Source organism: Candidatus Symbiopectobacterium endolongispinus, from assembly GCF_018777385.1.
Taxonomy (GTDB): Bacteria; Pseudomonadota; Gammaproteobacteria; order Enterobacterales; family Enterobacteriaceae; genus Symbiopectobacterium; species Symbiopectobacterium endolongispinus.
Window position 1 is genome coordinate 327242 of sequence record NZ_JAFJYB010000003.1, and the last position, 16967, is coordinate 344208.

A 16967-nucleotide genomic window follows, 5' to 3' on the forward strand; every position below is an offset into this window, starting at 1 on the left:
TGATAACTGATTCTCATTATATTGCTGCGCTGCAATTAACGGCAATCAATAGTCACCGATAAACCTGATTTATCTGCATTAACTTTGCTCATTATCACGTTATCGCTTGCTCGTTTCAGCTCACAGCAATAGCCTGTCGGCCCAAGATGAGTATGGGCCGACATTACGGAATTGCCACTCAGGCGCTATCGCCTCGCTTACGGTGTGTCAGCAGGTAGAACGCTGGGATCACCAGCATCGAGAGCAGGGGGGCTGTTACCATGCCGCCTACCATCGGTGCGGCAATACGTTGCATCACCTCCGCCCCGGTGCCGCCGCCCCACATGATGGGCAATAGCCCGACCATGATGGTGGCAACCGTCATCACTTTGGGGCGCACACGTAACACGGCACCTTCATGGATTGCCTCACGCAGCAAGGGTAACGTCAGCGCCTCATCGGATTGTTGACGTTTTTCAATCGCGTGATTGAGGTATAACACCATGATAACGCCGAACTCGGCCGCCACCCCGGCAAGCGCGATAAAGCCCACCGCCGCCGCAACCGATAAATTATAGCCCAACAGATAAAGTAACCATACGCCACCAATCAGCGAGAAGGGGATAGTGCCCATGATTAACAACGCATCTTTCACCTTGCTGAACGTCACATAGAGCAGGATAAAAATGATCAGCAGTGTGAACGGCAATACCACTTTGAGTTTAGCCGTCGCGCGTTCCAGATACTCAAATGCCCAGACCAACTCAGCGACACGCCTTCCGACAATTTCATCTGCTGTTCTACCGCACGTTGCATATCCTGCACGGCAGATTTCAGATCGCGAACGCGAATATCGACGTAGATCCAATCCGAAAGACGCGCGTTTTCACTTTTTAGCATAGGCGGCCCATCGCTGATGCGAATATCCGCCAACTCCGAGAGCGAAATTTGTCCACCGCTCGCGGTAATCACTGGCAGATTCTTGAGTTTTTGCAGCGAATCGCGGATCTCGCGCGGGTAGCGCAGGTTGATGGGATAACGTTCGCGCCCCTCAATGGTTTCGCCAATATTTTCTCCGCCGACCACCACAGACACGATGGATTGCAGTTCTTTGACCGACACACCATAACGCGCCGCCTTGGCGCGATCGATATCAATATCGATATAGCGACCACCAGCGAGGCGCTCCGCCAACGCAGAGGTGACACCGGGAACGCCGCGCACCACCTGTTCAATCTGTTCGGCCACGGATTCAATTTGCGCAATATTACTGCCGTTCACTTTGATGCTCACCGGGCTTTTGATCCCTGTCGCCAGCATATCCAGTCGGTTACGGGTGGGCGGTACCCAGATATTGGCAATCCCCGGTACTTTCACAATGCTGTCGAGTTCACTGACCAGCTTGTCCATGGTCATGCCTAGTCGCCACTGATCTTTGGGCTTAAAGCGTATCGTGGTTTCGATCATGGTCAACGGAGCGGGGTCGGTGGCGGTTTCTGCCCGACCGCCTTTGCCGAACACGGTGTCGACTTCCGGCACAGTTTTGATGAGTCGGTCGGTCTGTTGCAATAACCGTCCAGCTTCCCGCGCAGAAATTCCAGGCAGGGTGGATGGCATATAGAGCAAATCGCCTTCATCCAATGCGGGCATGAACTCGCTGCCCAAGTGGGAAAGTGGATAGAGCGTGGCGATGAGCGGGGCTGCGGCTATCGCCAGCGTCACTTTTGGCCACTGTAATACGCGATCCAGCAACGGCTCATAGGCACGGATCAGCCAGCGGTTGAGCGGGTTAGCGTGTTCATCGGGAATTTTTCCGCGAATAAAGTAACCCATCAGAACTGGCACCAGCGTAATGCCTAACCCTGCGGATACCGCCATCGCGTAGGTTTTGGTGAAGGCGAGCGGGGCAAACATTTTCCCCTCTTGCGCTTCAAGTGAAAACACTGGAATAAACGATAGGGTAATGATCAGCAAGCTACAGAAGAGCGCCGGGCCAACCTCCACGGCGGCTTTTTCGGCAATCTTCCAATAGTCATCAGAGGCGGGTTGCTGGTTTGGATGCTCATGTCGCCACTGTTCCAGCACCTTATGCATGTTTTCTATCATCACAATGGCCGCATCCACCATAGCCCCGATGGCGATAGCGATGCCACCCAACGACATGATGTTGGCGTTCACCCCCTGATAGTGCATGACAATGAACGCGCCGAGAATCCCCAACGGCAGTGTCACAATGGCGACCAGAGCCGAACGGAAGTGGAACAGAAACAGCGTACACACCAAGGCAACGACAATAAACTCTTAGAGCAATTTGTGCGTGAGCGTTGTAATGGCATTTTCAATCAGGTGCGAACGATCGTAGACCGGAACAATCTCCACGCCTGCGGGCAGGCTGCGTTTGATGTCGTTCAGCTTGAGCTTGACCGCATCGATGGTTTCCAGCGCATTTTTTCCTGAACGCATCACGATAATGCCGCCTGCGACTTCACCTTCACCATTGAGTTCAGCAATGCCGCGCCGCATTTCTGGACCGATGCGCAGGGTGGCGACATCTGACAGCATAATGGGGATGCCGTCTCGGGTGGCGATCACCACGTGCTTAAAATCATCAATTGTTTTGAGATAGCCCGAGGTGCGCACCATGTACTCCGCTTCCCCTAGCTCGACAACGGAACCGCCGCCTTCCTGATTCGCGTTTTGTACCGCGCTCATCACCATCTCGTGGGATAGGTTTAGGGTGCGTAATCGGTCTGGATTGAGCACAATCTGGTACTGCTTAACCATATCGCCGACGCTCGCGACTTCCGATACGTTGGGCACGGTCTTTAACTCATATTTGATGATCCAATCTTGAATGGCGCGCAGGTCGCCAAGGCTGTGCTGGCCGGTTTTGTCTACCAATGCATATTCATACACTCAGCCGACGCCGGTGGCATCGGGACCAAGAGAGGCCTTTGCCTGAGGTGGCAGCGTTGACTGTACCTGACTGAGATACTCCAGCACGCGAGCGCGCGCCCAGTAGGGATCGGTGCCGTCTTCAAACAGCACGTAGACGTAAGAATCGCCGAACATGGAGAAGTCGCGTACCGTTTTGGCATCGGGTACGGAGAGCATGGTGGTGGTGAACGGGTAGGTCACCTGATCTTCCACCACTTGCGGTGCTTTACTGGGGTAGCCGACTTTGATGATGACATGAACGTCAGAGAGGTCAGGTAACGCATCAAGCGGCGCTTTCTGCACTGCCCACCATCCCAATGCAGCCATCAGCATGGCACTCAGTAGCACCAATAGCCGATTGCGTAGCGACCAACGAATAATGGCTGCAATCATTGTTGATGTACTTCATGTTGGTGGGCATTGCCTTGGTCGGCATTGCTGTTAGAAACAGGAGTAACACTCACCAACCGCGCCACCTCTTCTGGCAGCACAAAGGTGAAGCTGACGTGCTGACCAACGGTTAAAGAAGGACGCAGTTCAGCAGAAGCGACGAAGTCCATGGTCATAGGGCCCTAGTTCAGCGCGGCAACCGGGCCGTGCGAAATCGTAATCGTGTCGCCGTCTATCGCCTCGATTTTCCCTTCCGCTTTGTAGGTGGGTGAGGAACTGGTCGCCGAGGTATCCTGGTTGGGTTTATCGCCTACCATTTGCGGCAGTGCGCTTTTCAGGCTTGCTTCAGAATCGATCAGGAATTGGCCGGACGTAACCACGGACTGGCCTGCTTCAAGGCCGTGTGTGATTTCTACCCAACCATTTTGGCTACGGCCTGTTTTCACCTCGACCGGTGTGAAGTGACCGTTACCGTCTGCCAACAGTACCAGATTGTGCGTGCCGGTGGTGATGAGCGCTTCGTCGGGAATGGCAACCACAGGAGGCGTAGTGACAGGATGCGTCAGTGTCACGTTGAGTATCATACCGGGTTTGAGCAAATGCTCCGGGTTTTCCAGTGTCAGCCTGGCTTTCAGCGTGCGCGTTGAGGCTTCCAGATTGGGCAACAGCTCATCAACCTTGCCATGAAAGATTTTCCCCGGCCAACTGTCCGTGGTGGCGCTGATGTCACTGCCACGTGACAGCAGGCTGGCCTGACTTTCTGGGTAATCCACCACAATCCATACCGGGTCGAGCGTTGCCAATTCAAACAGGGATTGTGCGGCGTTGACCTGTGCGCCTTCACGTACATCCAGCTTGTTGATATAACCCTGTGCGGGAGCGCGCAGCGTGATGCGGGTTTGCGGTTTTCCCGAACGTTCCACGGCTTTGACGATCTCTTCCGACATAAACTGCAATTGCAGACGTTCGCGTGCGGCGGCAACCAGAGATGCATCACCCCACTGGCGAATGGCGAGGTATTCCTGCTGTGCGGCTGACCACTGCGGCATCCACAACTGTGCCAGAGGGTCGTTACGTTGAACGAACTGCTGTGGCACTTTCACATACAGTTTTTCGACCAGCCCGTTTGCTCGCGCTGACAGGGTTTCAATACCACGTTCATCCGTGGCGACAGTACCAAAGGCTGTCAGTTGCAGATCTAACGTACGCTGCGCTGCCTGCGCTGTTTTCACGCCCAGATTTTGCTGTTGGCGTGCGCTGATGGTTATGCCGCCATCATCCTGGGTTTCATCCGCGTAGCGTGGCACCAGATCCATGTCCATAAAGGGCGACTTACCCGGTTTATCAAAGCGCTGCCCTGGAGTCATCGGATCATACCAATAGAGCACTTTTCTTTGTGTTTCTTGTGGCGTAGTCGTTGCTGTGCTGGCAACCTGGTTTTCGCTGTGACCGGAGGAGGCACACAGTTGGTATCCCACGGCGAGCGCAGCAGCAACGGCAATAGCGACGACGCTTAACGTAACGATCGGTTTCATTGTTTTGTGTCCTGCAGTAGTAGTTTTGTATCCTGAGGGATCAAATAACGAATAGCGGCCCAACTGGCAGTGAGCACTTTTTGTGCGTTGATCTGTTCAATTTCGCTGTTTAGCAGAGCACGTCTGGCATCAAGGTTTTCTGCCAGTCCGCTGCTGCCGGTGCGATAAGAGCATCCAGCGCGGCCTGATGCGCTCGGGTCAGTAGGGTCAACTGATCGTTGGCTTCATAGGTTCGGGAGAGATCGGCCGCGTAATCTTTATCCTGCCGCCGTGATTTGAACAAGGGCAGATCGACCGTTAACATTACACCGCCCATATCCTCTAATCCATCGGCCCGCTTGCCGTAGTACACTTCCACTCCGACATCGGGGATGGCGGCAACGGCGGACTGCGCTGATTTTGCCTTGGCGGCATCCGCTTCGCGCGCGGCCTGAATGATTTCGGGGTGCTGCGTGATGGCATCAATCAAGGCACTCTGACTGGCGGGAAGACGGGTGATGACAGGGAAATCGCCGCTGACGCGCATAATGTCCTTCCCTGTCAATTGTTTAAGCCGAGAACGCGCCACCTCCACGTCACGTTTGGCGTTATCCAATTGATTTTTCATTTCATTGATAGTGAGTTGCAGTGCCAAAACGCTGCTCGCGCTGTTGCTGCCACTCGCGATTCCGGCTTTTTGCATGCCAAGCTGCCGTTGTGTGTCGCTCAGCAGGCGTTCAATGGCTTCCTGTGCATGTTGCCCCAGCGCCAGTTCGAACCAGGCCAGTGAGGCTTCTCGTTGCAACCCGGCGCGAATCACGTCCTGATTAGCCTCCGCTTTACGCGCTTCAGCGCGAATGGCATCTGATTTGCGTTCGCGTTTAGTGCTGCTGACATAATCCTGCATGATGCCAACACGTTGCATGGTCATGTCAGAACGGGTGAAACGATGCGCATTGGCCCCACTGACCGGAAAGTTCTCAATCCCAACTTTCAGTTTGGGATCGGGTAGCTGCATGGCGGAATCTGCCATGTTATTCAAGGCATTCACTTGGTGATGATTGGCAGAAATTTCTGCCGAATACTGTTCCGCGGCCGCCAGGGTTTGATCGAGCGTTGTTGCCTGAGCCGTAAATATCGCGCAGCCAAAAAGCCATGGCAGGGCATAACCCGCCTGCTGTAGACGAAGCGTCAACATATCGACCTCGAATCAGTTAGCGGATGCTGAAATCAGATCGTAGCCGGAGGCGCTTTGGATAAAGGTGAAGTTCACCTTTTGTCCGACGCTTAGCGGGCTGCCCTTGTAGGCACTGAGGCCAAAACGCATGGTCATGGCGGGCCAACTAAGTGCGGGAATCGGTTGGTGGGCGAAGGTGACGCTGGTGTCCGACCAGGCTTTTACCACTCCTGTGCCTTGATACACCGTCGCGGCGCTGGTGGGTTGAGTGCCATGGTTCATGTTGCTGTGATCCATGGACATCATGGCATTGTGATCGTGCGCGGCGACAGGCGATGTTTCGGAAAAAGCAGGGGCTGTAGTAGCAACGGAAGCAAATAGGGCAATGGCGGTCAGTAACGTACGCATAATAAATATCTCCAGAATAAAACATAACAAATGATAGAAAATAAATGTGTTGTTTTAACCCGTCATACTTCAAATTGCAGATGCGTTGGCTACGTTCACTCACCCGAATCACTTACTGGAGTAAGCTTATCGTGATTCATTCGCTTGCCGACTTCCTGCAACTCGAATTATTTAGGGTATATCTGGATTTATTCTCTGAAACGGCAGTATACGATCTCAGCCGGTGGCCCGGTTCGCGGTGGGGTTAACCACGTGTGTTGGTCAGGTATGTTGGTATCATTCGCCAACACGAGCAACGTGCTCGAATCATGCGCTATCGCATCCAGGCGCAGCGGCGAGGCGGTCTTTTGCGCAGTATCCGGCGTTCAGTGTTTACACACAGCGGCGCTTTCACCATGACTGAGGCGTGGTGAGAGGCCTGCGTCATGTTCATGCCGTGGTGACTAACCACCTGTGTGGCCTGGACCACCGGTTGAACATCGCACAGATGAGCTGCCAACGCCAGTTGGGTATTAAGCATCAGCCAACAGACAACCACGCCAAACGCCAATAGACGGCGCTTGCGTTGCGGTAATTGTCTGAAAGGCAACCCAAACATGCGGAGTTTCCTACGGAGTAGTCGAATAGCCCTACATATAACAATAAATTTTGCGTAAGCGAAAGCGTGAATTGTTCGCTGCGCACGCTCTTGACATAAATTTACCGTGCAAAAGCGTGCCCAGCCTGTTTTGGTGGCGTTATGTAAAGAATTGATAACTTGTCAACGAGCAGTACTGCTTACCGGGTTTCAGCCAACAGTCTGGCTGTGGCCAGTCGGCTGTCTGGCAAAAATTCACTTTCCAGCGCCACTACGGCGAAGTTGTCATACAGAGTGCCTTCTCGGGCGGGGGTCCCCGCGAGAAAGTTCCCACTGTAAAGCTGCAAGGCTGGAGCGCTGGTGAAGACGCTCATCATCACTTTCTCATCCGCAGACCACAGGTTTGCCGCCGGGCATTCGCTGGAGCCGCAGGTCCGATGCAGCAGATAAGCGTGGTCATAGCCGCTAACCGCTTTCTGATCGGCGTCGTGCAAAAAATCCTGCAATAGCGTTTTGGGCTGGCGGAAATCCAGATCCGTGTGGTTTACCAGAGCAAGGCCGTCAACGGGGATCCCCTCACTGTTCACCGGCAAATAATGATCGGCGAACAGTTGTAAACGGTGGTGACGCACATCGCTGGTATGTCCATCCAGATTGAAATAGGCGTGGTTAGTCAGGCATACCGGACAGGTTTTCTCTGTCAGCGCGGAATACTCAATTTCCAGCGCATTGTGTTCGGTTAACCGATAGCGTGCCTGTGCGGTCATTTGCCCCGGGTAGCCCTGATCGCCATCCGGCGAGACCAGCAGATACGTTACTTGCGTAGCATCCTGCTGCACAATGCGCCAGCGACGCGCGTGAAACCCATCGGGTCCACCGTGCAACTGGTGTTTGCCCTGATTGGGTGTCAGTGTGTAGGTTGCGCCGTTTCGCTGTAAACGAGCGTGGTCGATGCGGTTGGCATAGCGCCCGATAGACGCGCCAAGATAGGCCTGTTGGCGCGGATAATCCGCAGGTGTCGTGCAGCCGAGCAGTACTTCACGCACTTCTCCCTCCGGCAGAGGGACCTGACAAGAAAGCCAGGTTGCGCCCCAATCCATCAACATAACGCGCATTCCTGCACGGTTCTGTAGCGTAGTCAGCGTAAAAGGCTGGCCATCTGGGGCCATTTCAGCACTTTTTTCGTTCAGCATACACCTGCTCCTCAGGGTATCAGTCGGGATAGCCATTGGGATGTTTGGATTGCCAGCGCCAGGTATCCTCCGCCATTTGCTCTAACGTCCGCGTAACGCGCCAGTGGAGTTCATTGGCCGCTTTTTCCGGATCGGCCCAATAGGCGGGAAGATCGCCCTCGCGGCGCGGGGCGAAGTGATAGGGCAGCGGTTTACCGCATGCCTGACTAAATGCTTGCACGACGTTCAATACACTGTAGCCGACACCAGCCCCCAGATTGTAAATATGTACTCCTGGGCGTTGATGCAGTGCTTTCATTGCTGCCACGTGACCGTCGGCCAGATCGACGATATGGATGTAATCTCTGACGCAGGTGCCATCTTCCGTCGGGTAGTCATTACCGAAGACAGACAGCGATTCTCGGCGACCAACGGCGACTTGCGCGATAAAGGGCATCAAATTGTTAGGGATGCCTTGAGGATCTTCGCCCATCTCTCCTGAAGGGTGTGCCCCAACCGGATTGAAATAGCGTAATAAGGTAATGCTCCACTCCGGATGCGCTTTCTGTAAATCTGTCAGGATCTGCTCCACGATCAACTTGCTGCGCCCGTAAGGGCTGGCGGGCATACCGGTGGGAAAGCTTTCCTGATAAGGGATACGTGGCTGATCGCCATAGACCGTTGCAGAGGAACTAAAAATCAGGTTTTTAACGCCCGTTTTTTCCATTGCTTTAACCAGCGTCAGGGTGCCATAGATGTTATTGTCATAGTATTCAACAGGCTTGCTGACGGATTCTGCGACCGCTTTTAGCGCAGCAAAATGGATCACGGCATCGATGTTTTCAGTGGCGAAAATACGGTCTAATAAAACGCTATCGCGAATATCACCTTGATAAAAGGGCACTGCCTTTCCGGTGAGACGGGTAATGGTTTCCACTACGCTGGCTTTACTGTTGCACAGGTTGTCCAGAATAATCGGTTGATGCCCGGTTTCTAAAAGCTGAACACAGGTATGGCTGCCGATGTAACCGCTACTACCTGTCACTAAAACATTCATAAGAACCTCGATGACCAATGTTGAATAAAACTAGCATAGCCTGTGGGGGGAAAAGGTGATCTGCAACGAAGATATTCGCTGAAATTATGAGGTTTTTCATCAATCTTGCCGAGGAGAATAATCCGTTTCACACCTGAAAAATACATCAAATATTGGCGTTATACCAGCGTGGTATCGCTATCACTTTGATCCATCAATAAGAAACCTTACCTTCTGCGCCGTGCAGGCAGGGGAAAAATACCATATCTGCTGGGGAAGGGGTACTTGATGATGAACGACAAAGCGTGATGAAAAATGAAGCAGCGCGCCGAAGCGCGCGTGAAAATGCAAAAGGGTCCCTGGTGAAGATAAATACAATAAATTAGTTATGTGCACTCTTGCCGTGTGATGAGATATTGTTTGTGATTAATTTTGATAAATCATAACGTATTTTTTATATTGAAAAGCGTACCCAATTCTATGTATGAGCAGGGATAAATACTTAATCAGTAAGGTAATTGGTACTATAATAAATCGCTATAACCTTTATATGCTATTGGTCTGAATTGTTTTTTTTAATGGATCCTAAACGAATATTTCAATATTGTTTTTCGATATTCAAAACTAGTTTTTATTGATGTACTATCATATATTAATTATCGTAGAAATACTGACGCTTTTAGGAACCAGAATGAAAAATATCATGCGCGATAATTACCTTCCTAAAATGTTGACTAACGTATTGGATCAACATCATGAGCCTTATTGCATTAAAAACTCCGACTCAATTTATATTTATGCTAATAATTCTCTGGCGAAATTAATTGGGGTTCGTACCCCTAAAGATTTTTTGTATAAAAGTGAGTTTGAGTTCAATTCAAGCCTTACTGAAAATGAAGATGTAGTAAAGGAGTGGCAATATCAGGATCGGGTTGTTCGCGAATCAAAAAAACATTTGTGAGTTTTAGAAATTCATACAACTGCTATCATCCACCCTTACCTGGTCGTTAAAATCCCATTTTATGATAATTTTGATCAGTGTGTCGGTGTGCTCACCTATGGTAAAACGTTGAAAAGTTTTGTACCAAATAGATATATCCATGGTCGCTTTACTGACTCTTTGTTACTCAATAAACCAGATGATTTTTTTACCGAAAGGGAGTGTGAAATAATTTTCTTAAAGCTACAAGGCAGAACCTGCAAAAGCATTGGCGATATGCTTTTTCTTTCTCCAAGAACTATTGAAAGTTACTTGCAACGGCTTTACGCGAAAGTGGGTGCTTACCATTTTGATGATTTTGCAGAGTTTTGCCACAACAAAAACTTCCATCGTTATCTTCCTAATAGGTTTTTATCTTGTAAGTGCGAGGTTTTTGAAAATAATTACAATTTAGATGAGTGGTAATCATGCTGACGATGCAACTTGACCTCATCAAGGCCTCAGTGCGGCCTTGATGCTCTATATTTTAGTGGTTTTCTTTTGTCAGCGTTTCAAACTGATATCCGTAAATATCCCCTTGTGCCACAAAGGTAAAACGGTTCGTGATACATTCCGGCGCGTCTTCGGCGTGATGGGAAACGAACAGCAGTTGCGTTTCTCCTTCACCGATCAACACATCAAGCCAGCGCCGCACCAGCTGTCGGTTGAGCGGATCTAACCCTTGTAACGGTTCGTCAAGGATCAGTAGTGCCGGATGTTTCACCAGCGCGCGCAATCAGTACCAGACGCTGTTGTCCCCATGACAATGCGTGGAACGGGGAGTCCGCTTGTGCAGTGAGCCCCAGCAGTTCAAGCCATTGCTGCGTTAAGAAACGTTGGCGATCGGACACGGCCTGATAAATGCCAATCGTATCGAAAAAGCCTGACGTAATAACATGGCGCACACTACTGCTGACGCGGTATTCCAAATGCAGGCTGCTGCTGACGTAACCGATATGCCGTTTGATATCCCAAATGGTTTCACCACTGCCGCGACGGCGTCCAAACAGGGTTAAATCATTACTGTATCCCTGCGGGTGATCGCCGGTAATCAAGCTTAGCAGCGTAGATTTTCCTGCACCGTTAGGGCCGACGATTTGCCAATGCTGACCGGGTAACACCTCCCAATTAAGGTGGTACAGAATGGGGCGATCGTTATATTGCACCACGCCATCTCTCAGGAGGATGCGCGCTTGATCGGCTGGGAGCGTTGGCGGATGCAGCGGGTCTTCTGGGGCTGGTAGCGCTGTGCCGGAAAGCGTTTCACTAAATGCCAGTTGGGCGATCAAGGCATCGGCCAATACCGATTCACGCGTACCCGTGCGCGTCAGAGTGCAGTCAGCCAGAATACCGACATGATTGATAAATTCAGGAATATCATCGAAGCAGTTAACGATGATCGCCAGCGTGTAGCCGCGCTGAGCCAACTCCGCCAAATGCTCTGCCAACTGTGCGCGGGAAGCCACATCAAGACCATCGAAGGGCTCATCCAGAATCAACAGATCGGGCTTTGGCATCAGCGCCTGGCACAGCATGACCTTGCGTGTTTCGCCGGTAGAGAGGTATTTAAAGCGGCGCGAGAGCAGGGGAGTGATGCCAAACAGGGCGGCCAGCGTCGCACAGCGGGCAGGATCGTGAATCTCATCCTGAATCACTTCAGCGGTAGTACGTCCTGTATCGTCTTCATCAGCGCTGAGCATATCGGTATTGTTACGCTGCCACTCTTGCGTGACCAATTGTTGCAACTGCTCGAAGGAGAGGCGTGCAACGCGAGGAAAATCGCTGTGTTGCGAGCCCTCCAGCAGCTGGAGTTCACTCGATAGTGCGCGCGCCAGCGCAGATTTTCCGCTGCCATTGGCGCCCACAAAGGCCCACTGCGATTTTCCTTCCAGCATCAAGGCATCAATGCGCAAAACGCGTGTGTCATTTATGCGAAAAACACCTTGCAAAATTTGCAACGACGACATTCTTTATCTCTTTTTCAGCAAGTAATACTCTCAGAAATAAAGGGCATTGCCGTCATTGTCAAGCCGTTCCTATGGCGATTCCTGTCACGGGAGTTCAGCGATCAGCACAAGGTCGCGACAATCGCATGATCGGCATTAAAGCAGACTGTCACCGCCATTCCCACGCGCAGTTTTTGCTGTGTAACCTGCTCGTTTGGCACCGTGGCGCAGAGTGTCTCGCCGCTTGCCAGTGCGATCAGCACTTCGCTGCTATCCTGTCCCGTTTCCAGCTATGACACTGTGCCAGTCAGCTCTTTATCGGATTGCGGCCGGTTGCTACGGCATCGTATACCGCAATCCAGGGCGCTTTAATCAACACCAGCACTTCTTTACCTTCATTGAGCCCCAATCGCTCGGCGCTCTGTTGGGTCAGTAATACATTCACCGCCGTCTTTCCATCGGCCAGCAGTACGCTCAGATGCCGCTGAACCGCGTCCCGACTGCGGGCTTGCACCGTACCAAAGAATTGGTTGCGGGCTCTGGTTTGCAGTGAAAAACGCGCGATGGCGGCCAGCAGGCTGTCCAGCGGCAAATTATCATCTTGCAGAACGTCAAACGCCTTTTGCTGTATTTGTGCCAGCAAATCATAGAGCTGAATCAATCGTTCGCCATAACGCGTCAGCGTGGCCCAACCGCCGCCTTTACCGCCGGTCATGCGCTCTACAATGGTCTGCTCTGCCAGTTGATTCATTTCGTTGATGGCATCCCAGGCGCTTTTGTAGCTGATACCTGCGAGTTTGGCACCTTGGCTGATGGAACCGGTGTGACGAATCTGTTTGATCAGCTCAATGCGTCGTGGGTCGGCAAAAAGACGTTGTTGTAATTTGAGTGTCAGAAGGATTTCAGCTTGCATGGTCACGGTCCAGGGAGATTAAAAAAGACAAAACCGAACGTGCGTGACGTTCGGTACAGCGCTATTGTCGCGCGTTTGAGCGGTGCGGGCAAACCGCACAAATGGTCGCATTAATTCTTACAGTTACGGTACACTATTCACCATCACCCGTAATGATTTTTCGTTGCGGTACGTTGAGATTCGCGATGAATGTCGCGTGTATTGAGAAACGGACCGTTAGCGATAAGTGAAGTAAGCATGTTGGATTTGCTCAAAAGCCTGCTGTTTGCAGTTGCCATGGTGCCTGTGATGATGGCGATCATCCTCGGTGCTATCTACGGTTTAGGCGAAGTATTTAATGTCTTTTCCCGTATTGACCATGCCGATGAACGCGTTGTAAGAAAGTAACCCCACTACGTTTTCTCTTTTCTGATGCCAGGTCGATTCGACCGGGCATTATTTTTTTGTATGTACTCTCTTCGGATTATGCGAGCAAAAGCGCATGACATTGCTGGATTTATCGTTATATTATTCCGAATACAACGATAACGTCCTGATGCAATTACTCTTGGGAGAGACCGATGAAACAGCAATGGATGAAATGGGGTGTCGCACTAACCCTGAGCGCAACCTTGGCGATGCCAGCCTTCGCGGCAGAACAGAAAATCACCGTTTTTGCCGCCGCTTCGCTGACCAATGCGTTGCAGGAAATTGCCGCACAACATAAGAAAGAGAAAAACGTCGATATCGTTTCCTCTTTTGCCTCCTCTTCAACGCCGGCTCGCCAGATTGAGCAAGGTGCGCCTGCGGATCTATTTATTTCTGCCGACCAGCAGTGGATGGATTACGCTCAGGATAAAAAACTGACGGATACCGCGACACGCTACACCCTGCTGGGTAACGCGCTGGTGGTGATTGCACCGAAATCCAACGATGTGAAGCATTTTGCCATCACGGATAAAACCGACTGGAAGAGCCTGTTGAAAGGGGGCCATCTGGTGGTTGGCGATCCGGACCATGTGCCTGCCTGGATCTATGCCAAAGAAGCGCTGCAAAATCTGAAAGCCTGGGACGAACTCTCTCCGGTGATGGCACGCGCTAACGACGTGCGTTCCGCCATAGCACTGGTAGAACGTGAAGAAGCCCCTCTGGGGATTGTGTATGGTTCCGATGCGGTCGCCAGCAACAAGGTGAAAGTGGTCAGCATTTTCCAGAAAGAGAGCCACAAGCCGGTCGAATATCCGATGGCTATCATCAAAGATCATAACAACGCGACGGTGACCGGTTTTTAAGAATACCTGAAAACGCCTGCCGCTGCGGATGTGTTCAAACGCTATGGTTTTACGCCGCGCGGATGATGCTCACGGATTACGAATGGCAAGCCATTGAACTTAGTCTTAAAGTTTCCATCACCGCTGTAATATTCAGCCTGCCGCTAGGTATCCTGGCGGCATGGGTGTTGGTACGCTGCCGATTTCCCGGAAAATCGCTGTTAGACAGCATTATCTATTTGCCGCTGGTGTTGCCACCAGTGGTGATTGGCTATTTGTTGCTGATCGGGATGGGCAGAACAGGGATTATCGGCCAATGGCTTTATGAATGGTTCGGCCTCAGTTTCAGTTGGCGCGGAGCCGCGCTAGCGTCTGCAGTGATCGCGTTTCCCCTGATGGTGCGCGCAATCCGCCTGGCGCTGGAAGCGGTGGATACGCGGTTGGAACTGGCCGCCCGAACGCTGGGTGAGTTTGGTGCAACCATTACGTTTGTGTCCAATATTCCGGGGGAAACGCGTACTATCCCGTCGGCAATGTACACATTGATTCAAACACCGGGTGCAGGAGCTGATGCGGTGCGCTTGTGTGTGATTGCCATTCTGCTCTCAATGGCTTCGTTGCTGCTCTCTGAGTGGTTAACCCGCTGGGGCCGCAAACGGTTGGGGGTGTAATGCTGGAGCTTAATTTTCATCAACGCCTCGGCGATCTTGATTTGCGTGTTGATACCCAATTGCCCGCATCAGGCATTTCTGCAGTGTTTGGCGTATCAGGTGCAGGAAAAACGTCGCTGATCAATGCGGTGGTGGGCCTGACGCGCCCGCAGTCTGGCCGTATTGTGCTCAATGACCGCGTGTTAATGGATGCGGAAAAACGTATCTGCCTGCCGCCAGAAAAGCGCCATGTGGGTTATGTGTTTCAGGATGCCCGGCTGTTTCCGCACTACCGTGTGCAAGGCAATCTACGCTATGGCATGGCGTCATCCATGAAATCACAGTTTGATGCCATTGTGGCATTGCTGGGCATTGAGGCTCTGTTAAGCTGCTTACCCCTCACCCTCTCCGGTGGCGAAAAGCAGCGCGTGGCGATCGGTCGTGCCTTGCTGACCGCACCGGAACTGCTACTGATGGATGAGCCGCTGGCGTCGCTTGATTTGCCGCGCAAACGTGAGCTGTTGCCCTATCTGGAAACGTTGGCGAAAGAGGTCAACATTCCTATCCTGTATGTCAACCACAGCATGGAAGAGATCGTGCGGCTCGCCGATCGAGTGGTGGTGCTGGATAACGGTAAGGTTAAAGCGGAAGGTCGGTTGGAAGAGGTATGGGCGAGTAGCGCGATGCGCCCCTGGTTACCTAGCTATGAGCAAAGCAGCATTCTCAATGTGAAAGTGATGGAACAGCATGAGCGTTATGCCATGACGGCGCTGTCGCTGGGCGAGCAACGGCTGTGGGTGAATCGGGTTTCCATGCCGTTGAAAACCCCGTTGCGTATTCGTGTTAACGCGGTCGATGTCTCTTTGGTGTTGCAACCGCCAACAGCGAGCAGTATTCGTAACGTGTTGCCCGCTAAGGTACTGGAATGCATTGACGTCGATGAACAGGTTGAAGTGAAGCTGTCGGTGGGGGGACAAATCCTCTGGGCACGGATTTCACCTTGGGCGCGCGATGATCTGAGACTGCGTGCGGATATGTGGCTGTATGCGCAGATCAAAAGCGTGTCGATTACGGCGTAGGGCTTTCTGTATGTGCCATGCACATTTCCCAGGTCATTCCCCCGTCTCCTCACGTCATCCTCGCGCAGGCGGGAATCTCTTACAGACGAAACGCGTTTATTCTGCCAGAGATTCCGGTTTGCGCCGAGGATGACCTTATTGCAACACGCGCTGGCGAATTAACTGCGCGATAGCCGGTTCTTCATTGTGTCCGATAACCAGATCGGCGTGCGCTTTAACGGCGTCATCACTATTTCCCATGGCAACTCCGAGCCCTGCGGCTTCGAGCATACTGATGTCATTGAAGTTATCGCCAAAGGCCAACACCTCGCTCATGTCATAGCCCTGAGACGTGACCCACTCACGCAGCAGTTTGCCTTTGTTATTTCCGCTTTGGGCGACGTCAACCTGATCCTGCCAGGACCACTCGCAGGTCAGGCCAAACTCTTCCATGACCCGATTGGCAAAGTTGTCTAACGCTTGCGTATCCGAATGCGAAAGGGCGAATTTCCAGATATTTTGCACCAGATCGGCGGCGTTCAGCAGGTTGTCAACGTGAAGGAAGGTGGGGCGCTGGTGTGGCGGCAGGGTTTCACCCCACGCCTGAGTGCGAATCACATGGCCAGTGGGTTCTTGATACAGCATGCCGTCATCGGCGTACATCAGACCGTGAATGCCATATTCGCCTAACAAGGTCAGCACGCTTTTAGCCTGTGTCGCTGTCAATGGATTGGCCTGAGATGTCTGTTTATTCTGATAATCGTACAGATAGGTGCCATTGCAGCAAATCGCCGGCGTATCCAGCCCCAGCGCCTGATAGAACGGATGAATCGCGGAATGGTGCCGCCCTGTGGCGATCACCACTTTGACACCCTGTTGGCGCGCCAGCGCCAGTGCAGTGATGGACTCCGGTAAAATTTTCTTTTGTTTGTCCAGCAATGTGCCATCCAAATCAAGAGCAATGATACGATACGTCATATC

General features: G+C 52.0%; 9 protein-coding genes and 7 pseudogenes. 6 read left to right on the plus strand and 10 right to left on the minus strand.

Going from position 1 to position 16967, the window contains the following annotated elements:
• Nucleotides 1–178: 178 nt before the first annotated feature.
• From JZM30_RS13165 to galE, 7 genes and pseudogenes are all read right to left on the minus strand, one after another.
• Nucleotides 179–3309 (minus strand): annotated as a pseudogene (locus JZM30_RS13165) (efflux RND transporter permease subunit).
• Nucleotides 3306–4841: pseudogene (locus tag JZM30_RS13170) on the minus strand (efflux RND transporter periplasmic adaptor subunit). Before JZM30_RS13170 ends, JZM30_RS13165 begins: the two co-directional pseudogenes overlap by 4 nt.
• Nucleotides 4838–6018: pseudogene (locus JZM30_RS13175) on the minus strand (TolC family protein). The pseudogenes JZM30_RS13170 and JZM30_RS13175 overlap by 4 nt, the downstream one beginning before the upstream one ends.
• A gap of 12 nt (nucleotides 6019–6030) precedes the next feature.
• Nucleotides 6031–6405, minus strand: coding sequence for a copper-binding protein (locus JZM30_RS13180; protein WP_252319251.1), 375 nt, complete (start codon nucleotides 6403–6405; stop codon nucleotides 6031–6033).
• Between the two features lie 313 nt (nucleotides 6406–6718).
• Nucleotides 6719–7003 (minus strand): hypothetical protein, encoded by a 285-nt coding sequence (locus JZM30_RS13185; protein ID WP_252319253.1) that lies wholly within the window; start codon nucleotides 7001–7003, stop codon nucleotides 6719–6721.
• A 139-nt stretch (nucleotides 7004–7142) separates the two neighbouring features.
• Nucleotides 7143–8175: pseudogene (gene galM, locus JZM30_RS13190) on the minus strand (galactose-1-epimerase).
• Between the two features lie 19 nt (nucleotides 8176–8194).
• Entirely contained in the window at nucleotides 8195–9211 is a 1017-nt protein-coding gene (galE, locus tag JZM30_RS13195) for a UDP-glucose 4-epimerase GalE (RefSeq protein ID WP_252319254.1), read from the minus strand.
• Between the two features lie 670 nt (nucleotides 9212–9881).
• Here galE and JZM30_RS13200 point away from each other — a divergent pair.
• Nucleotides 9882–10151: a hypothetical protein gene (locus JZM30_RS13200; RefSeq protein ID WP_252319255.1), complete on the plus strand. Its 270-nt coding sequence runs from the start codon at nucleotides 9882–9884 to the stop codon at nucleotides 10149–10151.
• Nucleotides 10152–10259: 108 nt separating this feature from the next.
• Entirely contained in the window at nucleotides 10260–10595 is a 336-nt protein-coding gene (locus JZM30_RS13205; RefSeq protein WP_252319259.1) for a helix-turn-helix transcriptional regulator, read from the plus strand.
• Nucleotides 10596–10656: 61 nt separating this feature from the next.
• Here JZM30_RS13205 and modF read toward each other — a convergent pair.
• Nucleotides 10657–12136: pseudogene (gene modF / locus JZM30_RS13210) on the minus strand (molybdate ABC transporter ATP-binding protein ModF).
• Between the two features lie 101 nt (nucleotides 12137–12237).
• Nucleotides 12238–13028, minus strand: a pseudogene (modE, locus tag JZM30_RS13215) (molybdenum-dependent transcriptional regulator).
• A 237-nt stretch (nucleotides 13029–13265) separates the two neighbouring features.
• Between modE and JZM30_RS13220 the strand changes: the two are divergent.
• The 4 genes and pseudogenes from JZM30_RS13220 (at nucleotide 13266) to modC (ending at nucleotide 16007) form a co-directional block, all read left to right on the plus strand.
• Nucleotides 13266–13415, plus strand: coding sequence for an AcrZ family multidrug efflux pump-associated protein (locus tag JZM30_RS13220; protein ID WP_252319261.1), 150 nt, complete (start codon nucleotides 13266–13268; stop codon nucleotides 13413–13415).
• A 173-nt stretch (nucleotides 13416–13588) separates the two neighbouring features.
• A pseudogene (modA, locus tag JZM30_RS13225) lies at nucleotides 13589–14365 on the plus strand (molybdate ABC transporter substrate-binding protein).
• Nucleotides 14362–14949 carry an ABC transporter permease subunit gene (locus JZM30_RS13230; protein WP_252319263.1) on the plus strand — a complete coding sequence of 196 codons (588 nt, stop codon included), beginning with the start codon at nucleotides 14362–14364 and terminating at the stop codon, nucleotides 14947–14949. Before modA ends, JZM30_RS13230 begins: the two are co-directional and overlap by 4 nt.
• Nucleotides 14949–16007, plus strand: coding sequence for a molybdenum ABC transporter ATP-binding protein ModC (gene modC / locus JZM30_RS13235; RefSeq protein ID WP_252319265.1), 1059 nt, complete (start codon nucleotides 14949–14951; stop codon nucleotides 16005–16007). The genes JZM30_RS13230 and modC overlap by 1 nt, the downstream gene beginning before the upstream one ends.
• Nucleotides 16008–16142: 135 nt before the next feature.
• Here the strand turns inward: modC and JZM30_RS13240 are convergent, their stop codons facing one another.
• Complete coding sequence (locus JZM30_RS13240) at nucleotides 16143–16964, minus strand: pyridoxal phosphatase (RefSeq protein WP_252319266.1); 822 nt, start codon at nucleotides 16962–16964, stop codon at nucleotides 16143–16145.
• Nucleotides 16965–16967 lie beyond the last annotated feature (3 nt).

Coding starts and splice junctions, on each gene's coding strand:
- JZM30_RS13180 (WP_252319251.1), bottom strand. CDS start 6,405: ATGCGTACGTTACTGACCGCCATTGCCCTATTTGCTTCCGTTGCTACT.
- JZM30_RS13185 (WP_252319253.1), bottom strand. CDS start 7,003: ATGTTTGGGTTGCCTTTCAGACAATTACCGCAACGCAAGCGCCGTCTA.
- galE (WP_252319254.1), bottom strand. CDS start 9,211: ATGAATGTTTTAGTGACAGGTAGTAGCGGTTACATCGGCAGCCATACC.
- JZM30_RS13200 (WP_252319255.1), top strand. CDS start 9,882: ATGAAAAATATCATGCGCGATAATTACCTTCCTAAAATGTTGACTAAC.
- JZM30_RS13220 (WP_252319261.1), top strand. CDS start 13,266: ATGTTGGATTTGCTCAAAAGCCTGCTGTTTGCAGTTGCCATGGTGCCT.
- JZM30_RS13230 (WP_252319263.1), top strand. CDS start 14,362: ATGATGCTCACGGATTACGAATGGCAAGCCATTGAACTTAGTCTTAAA.
- modC (WP_252319265.1), top strand. CDS start 14,949: ATGCTGGAGCTTAATTTTCATCAACGCCTCGGCGATCTTGATTTGCGT.
- JZM30_RS13240 (WP_252319266.1), bottom strand. CDS start 16,964: ATGACGTATCGTATCATTGCTCTTGATTTGGATGGCACATTGCTGGAC.